Genomic DNA, 8,547 nt, shown 5'->3' with positions numbered 1-8,547 from the left:
GGCCCTCATGCTTCGCCATCTCGCGCTGGCGTTCCTGCTGCTGACGCTGTCGGCCTGCGCCACCGACACGCCGCTCGACTTCGCCTGCTCCCGCATCGACGACTTCCGCACCGCCCTGCCCGTCACCCCGCTGGGCTCGGCCCGCGTCGAGGGGGACGACCCCTTGAGCCGGCGGATCGGCGACGCCTTCGTGGGGCCCGCCGGCGGCGTCGCGCGCCCCGGCCCGCCCAACGTCCTGATCCTGTCAGGCGGCGGGCAGTGGGGCGCCTATGGCGCGGGCCTGCTGAAGGGCTGGAGCGCCCAGTCCGGCCCCAACGCCCGGCCCGACTTCAACGTCGTCACCGGCGTCAGCACCGGCGCGCTGCAGGCCACCTACGCCTTCCTCGGCCGCGACGCCCCGCTGGTCGAAGCCTATTCGATCGACGACGAGAAGGAGCTCGTCGACCGCCACGGCGGCCTGTTCTTCCTGAGCCACGGCTCCAGCGCCGACCTTGCGCCCCTGCGCGACGTCGTCCTCGGTCTCGCCGACAAGGCCCTGCTTGCCGACGTTGCCAGGGAAGGCGGCAAGGGCCGGCTGCTGCTGGTGGGCGCGGTCGATGCGCTGGACGGCCGGATGTACGCCCTCGACCTCACCGCCATCGCCCAGGACCCCGCCCTCTCCGACGACGAGCGGCGCCAGTGCTACGCGGGCGCCATCATCGCCTCGGCGGCGATCCCGCTGGTGTTCCGGCAGGTCACCATCGGCGGCGTCCCCTACTACGACGGCGGCGTGCGCAACTCGGTGTTCGTGAGTGGGCTGCAGGCGGCGACCGCCCGGGCGCTGGCCGCGCGCGGCCTCGCCGACGCGCCGGCCGGCGTCTACATCCTGGTGAACGGCGTCCCCGGCGTGACGCCCAAGCCCGCGGTGAAGGCGGCGCTGCTGCCCACCCTCGGCCGGCTGAAGGCGATCACCTTCGACCAGATCGAGCAGGACTCCATCTTCGCCGCCCACTTCGCGGCCCAGCAGCGCTACGGGACCAGGGCCGTCACCTACACCGCCTCAGCCCTCGGCCACGGCTGTCCGCCGGCCGCTGACGACACCATCTTCGATCCCGGGTTCATGGCCTGCCTGATCCGCCGCGGCGAGGCCGCGTGGGCGCAGGGGTCGCCGTGGAAGGCGTATCCCAAGCCGTGAACTGGCGCGTGACGGCGCAACCCGACCGTGTCTAGTCTCCCGGCGTGGGGGCTGTCGCACTCAGACACATGCTCGAGCGGGTGCTGCTCGTCGCGGTCGCGGCGGGCCTCTCGGTGGCGTGGCTGCTGACCTACGACGCCAGCCCGTCGGGCGAAGCCGACTTCAACGTCTTCTACCAAGCCGCCCTTCACTGGCGCGAACCCTATGCGCCGGAGAGCACCGTGGGCCTGCCGGCCTGGATGCAGAACGGCCGCTCGCCCTTCGCCTATCCGCCGACCTTCCTGCTGCTGGCGCTCCCCTTCACCCTGCTGCCCTACTTCACGGCCTATGTGGTCTGGGCCGTCGGCTCGTTCGCGCTGTTCGTCCTGGCCGCGAGCTTCCTCAACCTGCGCGCCGCGTGGTTGCTGGCGCTCTCCCCGTTCGCCCTGCTGCTCGCCATCGGCTTCGGGGCGCCGGTCACCTACCAGCCGCTGCTGTACGGCCTCATGACCGGCCAGACGGCGTTCTGGACGGGCGCCGGACTGATCGGCGCGGGCCTGCTGCTGGAGAAGCGTCCGGCGTGGGCGGGCGCCCTGCTGGCGATCGTGGCCTGCCTCAAGCCGACCGCGGCCCTCGTCGCGCCCCTGATCCTGTGGGGGCGTTGGCGAGGGCTGACGGCCGCGGTCCTCACCGGCCTCGGCCTCGTGCTGGCCAGCCTCGCGCTGGGCCCTCACCTGTGGCTGGAATGGATCGCCGCGGCGCGGGCGTTCAAGGGCGGCGTCCTGCAGCTGCAACCTGCCGCCGTGTTCGACCACGTCCTCTGGCAGGTCGCCCTCGTGGCGCTGGGCGGCTGGTTCGCGTGGCGGGAGCGCAACCTCGCCGGCCTGCTGGTCGGGGGCGTGCTCTGCGCACCCTACCTGATGCCCTACGACCTCGCGGCCCTGACGGCGCTGGGGGTGTCCCGGATCGGCCGGCAACCCCAGCATTGGGCCCTGGCGGCCTTCGGCGCGGCCCTGGTCGTGGGTCTTGTGGGAAACGCCGTGTCCGTCCTGATCGGCTGCGTCGCCGTCGTGCTGTGGTTCGGGCTCACCGAGCTACGGCGTACGGGTGACGGGCAGGGCCGCGCGGTCGGCGATCGCGCCTGACGCTCAGCGCCCCGCCGCCTTCAGCACGTGCTCCACGCCGGCCACCGCCCGGTCGCCGTAGGTCAGGCCCAGGAGCGTCCGGTGGTCGGCGGCGTCGACGTTCTCGATCAGCGGCGCCCGCGAGCCCCGCGCCGGCGCCTGGCGCACCGAATTCCAGGCGTCCATCTGCGGCGAGGGCGGCCCCGCGGTGATCACCGCCACCGGCCACTCGGGCTTAAGCGGCCCGGCCGCGGCCGCCTGCGCCGCCGCCGCGCGCCAGCCCTTCACCTCGGCATAGGCCGCGCGGCTCTGCCGGCCCGAAATGAATCCCCGCCGCTTCTCGGCCTTCCCGGCCGGCGGCAGGCCGATGCGGTCGCCCCACCAGTAGAGCGGCTTGGTCAGGCCCAGGCTGCCGGCCACCGACCCCAGCCGCGCCACGGTCGTCATCCGCTCCACGAACCGCTGGGCGCCCGGCATCGCCACCATCTCGGGCGTCACCGCGTCCAGCAGCACGAGCCCCACCACCTCGTTCGGATGGCTCGCCGCGAACTGCCGCAGGTACAGCCCCGCCATCGAATGGCCCACCAGCACGTACGGCCCCGGCTCGCCCGACGCGGCCATCACCGCCGTCAGGTCGGCCACGATGGCGTTCCCGTCGCGCGGGGCCGGCCCCACGTCCGAATACCCCATCCCCGCCCGATCGTAGGCGCAGCTCCGCAAGCCCTTCGCCGTCAGCTTCTGCTGGATCGCCGCGAAGTCGGCCGCCCCGCTGAACGCCCCCGACTCCAGCCACACCACCGGGCGGCCGCCCTTCGGCCCCTCGCAGACCAGCCGCAGCTTGCGGCCGCCCACCTCGACCATCTCGCCGCGCGGCTTCGTCCCCCGGCTCACGGCTTCGGCGGCGACCGCCACGGCCCCCCAGGCGGCGACGAGGCCCAGCACGGCCAACAGGATCAGGCGAAGCAGCAGCATGTCCCCTGCCTAGCCCGAACGGCGCCGCTCTGGCGAGGTCCCTTCCCCCCGCCGCCTACCGCCGCGGCGGCCGGATGATCATCCCCACCGCGATCGTATCGCCCGCCGTCACGCCCGCCTTGCGCCGCACCGCGTCCTTCAGCGGCAGCAGGTAGCCGTCGTCCTTCGGGAACAGCGAGGTCGTGAACGCCACGCCGCCCACCTGCGCCTCCACCGGGATCACGCCCCAGCCGTAGGTCACCGCCCGCGACACCCGGCGCACCTCGTCCGCCTCGCGCGCCGGCAGGGGCGCGAAGAAGAACGGCGAGGGCCCGCGCCAGTGGATCACCTCGGCCTCGAAGGCGAACTCCAGCAGTGGCGGGTCGGGCGCGGTCATGGGCCGCAACAGAGCCGCTCACGTCCCCGCCGATCAAGCTTTTGATGCCGTGGGTCATAGGGCGGAGCGCCGCCCGCGCTTAGGCTCGCGATCATGACCCTCCTCATGGGGATCCACATCGCCGGCGGGATGGTGGCCCTCGTCACCGGCGCCGCCGCCGTCGCCGCGCGCAAGGGCGGCGCGCTCCACGTCCGCGCCGGGCAGGGCTTCGTCGCGGCCATGCTCCTCCTGTGGCTCACCGCCACCCTCCTGCACCTGCGGGATGGCAAGCCGGACTCGGCCGTCGGCGACCTCTTCATCGGCTACTTCGTGATCACCTCCTGGCTCGCCGCCCGCCGCCACGATGGCACGACCGGCCGCATCGAGATCGCCGCCTGCGTCCTCATCCTGGCGCTCAGCGCGATCATCGCCTGGGGCGCCTTCGCCGGCACGGCGCGGCCGACCCCCGTGGGCCTCGGGCCGGTGTTCGTCGTCGCCGGCTTCTGCCTGGTCGCCGGCCTGCTCGACCTCAACGCCATCCTGCGCAAGGCGCTCACCCCGGTGCAGCGCATCTCGCGGCACCTATGGCGCATGTGCAGCGCGTTCTTCATCGCCACCGGCTCGTTCTTCCTGGGCCAGCAGGACGCCCTGCCCGAAGCCGTCCGCGGCTCCCCGGTCCTCGTCGTCCTCGCCTTCGCCCCGTTCGCGATCCTGGCCGTGTTCCTCGTCCGGCTGCGGTTCGGACGCCGGCTCCGCAGCGTGCTCGAGGCTCTCCGCGCTTAACAGCGCTAAATTGACAATCTCCGAAGACAGGCGGAATTCTAATGAACGGATCAAGCTTGGCAGTATCGCGTAGTCTTCAATCAGCACGCGTAATACTGAAGGCCGGATCAACGCACGGTTTTACTTCCCGTGTTCGAGTGCGTGCGCAGGCGCACGTGGGGGCGATGTTCAGAACGCGTGGCCAGGGGCCGCCGGATGGGCCGCCGGCTCTGACCCAGACGGAGTAAGACGATGATGAAGGTTCCCGCGCTGGCGGCCTCGTTCGCCGCGCTTGCGCTCTACGCCGCCCCGCCGGCCTTCGCCGGCGAAGTGAACGGCAACGGCGATCCGATCCCGGCCACCGACGTCGCGGCCTCGGAATGCGCGTTCTCGGGCCTGAACGACAACCCGGTCGACCCGCCGCCTGGCGACTTCCCCGGCCGGGTCCAGAGCTTCGGGTCCTTCCTGAAGTTCCTGGCGGGGCTCCTGGGCTTCCGGGTCAATCCGCTCGACGCCCCGTCCTATCCGGGCGAGGGCTGCAACCCGAACTTCGAGGAATAGGCCCTAGCGCACGTCGCCGGCGCCACGCCGTCCGCCGGGCAGCGAAACGCTGTCCGGCGCCTGGCGCCAGCCCGGCGCGTCCTCGCGCTCCACCTCGCCGGTGTCCGGGTTCGGGCAGTACGCGACCACCTTCCTCTTGCCCGTCTCCGGGTCCGTCTCCACGTCGAAGCGCCGCATCAGCCACCGCAGCTGCGGCTTCGGCGGCTGGTGCGGGTCGACCAGCCTGGGGCGGAACTCCCACGGCGCCAGCACGCCCACCCGCCAGCGCAGGTGCGAAAGCCGCACCTGGGTGAGGTAGGCGGTGTCGGGCGTCGCCTCGTCCGCCAGCTCGTCGCCCCGGTCGGCGATGATCTCGGCGCGGATGCGCATGCCCACCCGCACCTCGGCGTCGAAGTCGGGGAACTTCCGCCGCCAGTTGAAGATGGTCGAGATGCTGGGCATCGTCGGGTCGCGCCCGATCGAGGTCAGGCTCTCCCCCTCGCACAGCCGCTCGAAGATCTCGTGCGCCACATGCTCGCACAGCCCGAACGGCTGCCCCCGCGTCCCCGCCGGCCGCCCGCCCTCCCGCCGCGCCTTCAGCAGCGCCGCGGCGAACTCGGGCTTCGCCTTCGCCCACTTGGCCACCGCCTCGGGCGTCGGCATGTCGGGGTCGCGCGCGATCCGGTACAAGAGCTCCCCCGCCGCCAGCCGCGCGCACAGCCGCTCCACCACGGCCCTGGAATAGCGCACATACGCCCGATGCGGCCGCCGCGCCGGCGCACACTCAGGACCCATGTCCTCAGCCATCGCTCGTCTCTCGAAATGTGGAAAAATGGGCCGCCACGCGCCGCAAGGCGCAGTCTCCAACCCTGACAGAACTCTCGCATATTTGCGCGAAGCCGTCAAGAACAAAAAGTGAACTATGGAAGCTGCTGCCGCGGCCAGCGCCCCCTCCACCGCTTCGCGGTCCCCCTCCCCCGCAAGCGGGTGAGGAACTGGCGCCAGACGATCCGCTCAGTTCCTCCCCCATGCCCATGGGGGAGGGGTACCGCGAAGCGGTGGAGGTGGCGCTGGTTCAGGTTGGACCGCGAAAAAGCGAAGCCGGGCATCCCCCGTGTGAGCCAGCCGTGCTTTCAACGCAAAGCGGAGCCGCGCCAGGCGACCCCGCTCCACCTTCTTACGCGGCAGGTTCAGAGAATGAAGCCGGAGGCGTCGAGCGCCGTTCGGCCAAGCACATCGATCTGGAAGTCCGCGAGGCCGTCGCCGTTCACGTCGCCATAGACCCGCACGAACTCGGGCCCATAGGCATTGGCCGGGAAGGCTTGGCCCCAGAGGTTGCCGGCCTGCGGGGTGGGCATGCTCATGCCAGCCCAGGTGAACGCCTGGTTGCCCGCCAGTTGCGCATTGGCGTCGAGCGCCGACAGGTCGATCTTGTCCTCGAGAGGGTTGAAGTCCTGGATCTTGTCGATGCCGAGGCCGATCTGACTGTCAGTCAGGTTCGAATAGACAAACCTGTCGCTGCCAGCGCCACCCCACAGGAAGTCGTCGGCGCCCTCGCCATACAACGTGTCGTTGCCGTTGCCGCCGTAGGCATAGTCGCTCAGCCCGCCGGCGCGGAGGGTGTCGTTTCCATCTTCGCCATAGAGCTTGTCATAGCCCCAGCCGCCGTTGAGATAGTCGTTCTCGCTGCCGCCGTAGATGACGTCGTTGCCGTCTTCCCCCACCAGGAAGTCGTCGCCCGCGTTGCCGCCCAGCTCGTCGTCGCCGGTCCCGCCGTACGCGGAGTCGACCCCCGCCCCGCCATAGACCCGATCGTTGCCGGCCTCGCCGTAGAGCAGGTCGTTGCCGTCATCGCCGTAGACCCGATCGTCATTCTCGCCGCCGCGCAGTATGTCGTTGCCGCCCATCCCGCTCAGCGTGTCGGCGCCGGCCTCGCCGTAGAAGGTGTTGGCGTACTTGTTGCCCGTCATGGAATTGGCAAGAAGGTTGCCGGTGATCGTGGTCTCCTTGGCGTTGTAGAACGTGCCAGCCGGGTGATCGCCGTGAACCACGTTCTCGATGTTTGCCCCGAGCGTGTAGGTCGTCCCGAGGAAACTGATCGTGTCGATGCCCTGGTTAGAGTATTCGATGATGGTGTCGGCGCCGTCGGTCAGATAGGTGTCATTGCCGGCTCCGCCCAGCATGGAATCCCAGCCGAAGCCTGAGGCGTCTGCGAAAAGAAGGTCATTCCCGGCGCCTCCCGAGAGGTAGTCCGTGCCCTCTCCGCCATAGAGCTTGTCGTCGCCGTCATCGCCGTTCAGCGTGTCGTAGCCGTCTTGGTTGCCGGCAATGCCATACTCGAGGTCGCCTCCCTTCAGGACGTCGTTGCCGGTCCCGCCGGAGATCCAGTCATCCCCCGTGCCGCCGGTCACCGAGTCGTGGCCGGCATCGCCGTAGAACGTGTCTTTGCCGCCATTGCCAGAGACGATGTCATTGCCGCCCCCCATCTTCGCGTAGTCGTTTCCACCGGAAAGGAATGCACTATTGTCGGCGTCGTTGCCGGTAATCTTGATGTCTTTTGTGTAGAGGGCGCGGTATCCTTCTACGTTCGCGAAGAAAGTGAATTCGCTGAAGTTGGCTTCGATCACGTCATGGCCGCCATTCGCGGCCTCGACGATTGTGACGTCGTACTGCGACGCGTAGGGATCGAAGATATTGTAGAGGTCGTAGGTGTCGTCGCCGGCGCCGCCGACGCCCGTATTGCCTTCTGCAAGGCTGATGTGATCGTTGCCCGGGCCGCCCTCCAGGATGTCGGCGCCGCTCACGTAGCTGGTCAGCCAATCGTCGCCGTCGCCGCCATAGAACTTGACCACGCCGTCATCGAAAGTGTTTTCGTGGTGCGTGAGGTCATCGTTACCCGCGCCGCCATAAATCGTCGCCGAGCCGGACCCCCAGACATCGACGCGGTCGTCATTTGCGCCGGCATCGACCCAGAGCGTGCCGTCCACAAACAGGTCGAGCGCGTCGTCGCCGCCATAGGTGTAGATCACGTAGTTGTCGCTCGCGTCCCAATTGATCGAGCCGACAGTGATCGTGTCTGCATTCTGCGAGCCATAGATTGTCTTCGTAGCCATTGGTCTTCTCCCCAAAATGAATTCGGCATGTGCTGCCGGTGGGGAGTGAATGCGCCGGCTACGTCAGAGCCCGTTGTCGCGCGGCCGTGAAAAGCGTTGCAATTGTTTCAGTCGCGCCGCCGCTGCGTCGTTCAGCCCTCCGACGCCGCGGGAACGAGAACGGTCTTGATCGCGCAGGACGCCGAGGGATTGTCCTCGACCTGCCCATTGCGCACGCGCTGTCCCGCGCAACGTCTTGGCGCTTCTTCGGATCGGACGAAGCTCACGCTTCGGAGCGCAGCCGCCGGCCTTTCGAACCGGCGCTGGCTCTTCGCAGCCCACCAAGAGTGCGAGCAGATTGCCGCCGTCGCAAAGCACGCTCTTTTGCTCATCGGAGGCGTGTCGATTGTGATGACCTAACGTCTCCTTCCACCCATCGCGGACCTCGGAAGCACAGACCTCCCCAGGGTTAGCCCTAGCTTAATCAGCCGCCCCTAACCTCCGCGCATGCTCAAGGCCGCCCGCAGCTTGCGAACCTGGGCCATGTCG

Annotated in this window: 8 protein-coding genes; 4 read left to right on the top strand and 4 right to left on the bottom strand. The window is 69.4% G+C overall.

The window, feature by feature from the left end; translation table 11 throughout:
* The coding region (locus tag VGD44_RS23035) for a patatin-like phospholipase family protein (protein ID WP_331090724.1) at positions 1–1,174 on the top strand (1,174 nt) is incomplete at its 5' end.
* Positions 1,175–1,242: 68 nt separating this feature from the next.
* Positions 1,243–2,298, top strand: a complete 1,056-nt coding sequence (locus VGD44_RS23030; RefSeq protein WP_331090723.1) for a glycosyltransferase family 87 protein — start codon at positions 1,243–1,245, stop codon at positions 2,296–2,298.
* 3 nt (positions 2,299–2,301) lie between these two features.
* On the opposite strand, the gene VGD44_RS23025 is transcribed toward VGD44_RS23030, so the two are convergent.
* Together VGD44_RS23025 and VGD44_RS23020 are read right to left on the bottom strand one after the other, a co-directional pair.
* Positions 2,302–3,249 (bottom strand): alpha/beta fold hydrolase, encoded by a 948-nt coding sequence (locus VGD44_RS23025; RefSeq protein ID WP_331090722.1) that lies wholly within the window; start codon positions 3,247–3,249, stop codon positions 2,302–2,304.
* 55 nt (positions 3,250–3,304) lie between these two features.
* Positions 3,305–3,625: a DUF1905 domain-containing protein gene (locus VGD44_RS23020; RefSeq protein WP_331090721.1), complete on the bottom strand. Its 321-nt coding sequence runs from the start codon at positions 3,623–3,625 to the stop codon at positions 3,305–3,307.
* A gap of 93 nt (positions 3,626–3,718) precedes the next feature.
* Here VGD44_RS23020 and VGD44_RS23015 point away from each other — a divergent pair, with 93 nt between their 5' ends.
* Both VGD44_RS23015 and VGD44_RS23010 read left to right on the top strand, forming a co-directional pair.
* Positions 3,719–4,387 (top strand): hypothetical protein, encoded by a 669-nt coding sequence (locus VGD44_RS23015; protein ID WP_331090720.1) that lies wholly within the window; start codon positions 3,719–3,721, stop codon positions 4,385–4,387.
* 231 nt (positions 4,388–4,618) lie between these two features.
* Positions 4,619–4,927, top strand: coding sequence for a hypothetical protein (locus VGD44_RS23010; protein ID WP_331090719.1), 309 nt, complete (start codon positions 4,619–4,621; stop codon positions 4,925–4,927).
* 3 nt (positions 4,928–4,930) lie between these two features.
* Here the strand turns inward: VGD44_RS23010 and VGD44_RS23005 are convergent, their stop codons facing one another.
* Both VGD44_RS23005 and VGD44_RS23000 read right to left on the bottom strand, forming a co-directional pair.
* A complete protein-coding gene (locus VGD44_RS23005) occupies positions 4,931–5,713 on the bottom strand; it encodes a hypothetical protein (protein WP_331090718.1) in 783 nt (260 codons plus the stop codon).
* A gap of 383 nt (positions 5,714–6,096) precedes the next feature.
* Positions 6,097–8,019 (bottom strand): calcium-binding protein, encoded by a 1,923-nt coding sequence (locus VGD44_RS23000; RefSeq protein WP_331090717.1) that lies wholly within the window; start codon positions 8,017–8,019, stop codon positions 6,097–6,099.
* Positions 8,020–8,547: the final 528 nt, after the last annotated feature.

It is taken from the genome of Phenylobacterium sp. (genome assembly GCF_036402295.1).
Classification (GTDB): domain Bacteria; phylum Pseudomonadota; class Alphaproteobacteria; order Caulobacterales; family Caulobacteraceae; genus Phenylobacterium.
The sequence above is the reverse complement of the archived record's forward strand: the minus strand, read 5'-3'. Positions and strand labels throughout refer to the sequence as shown.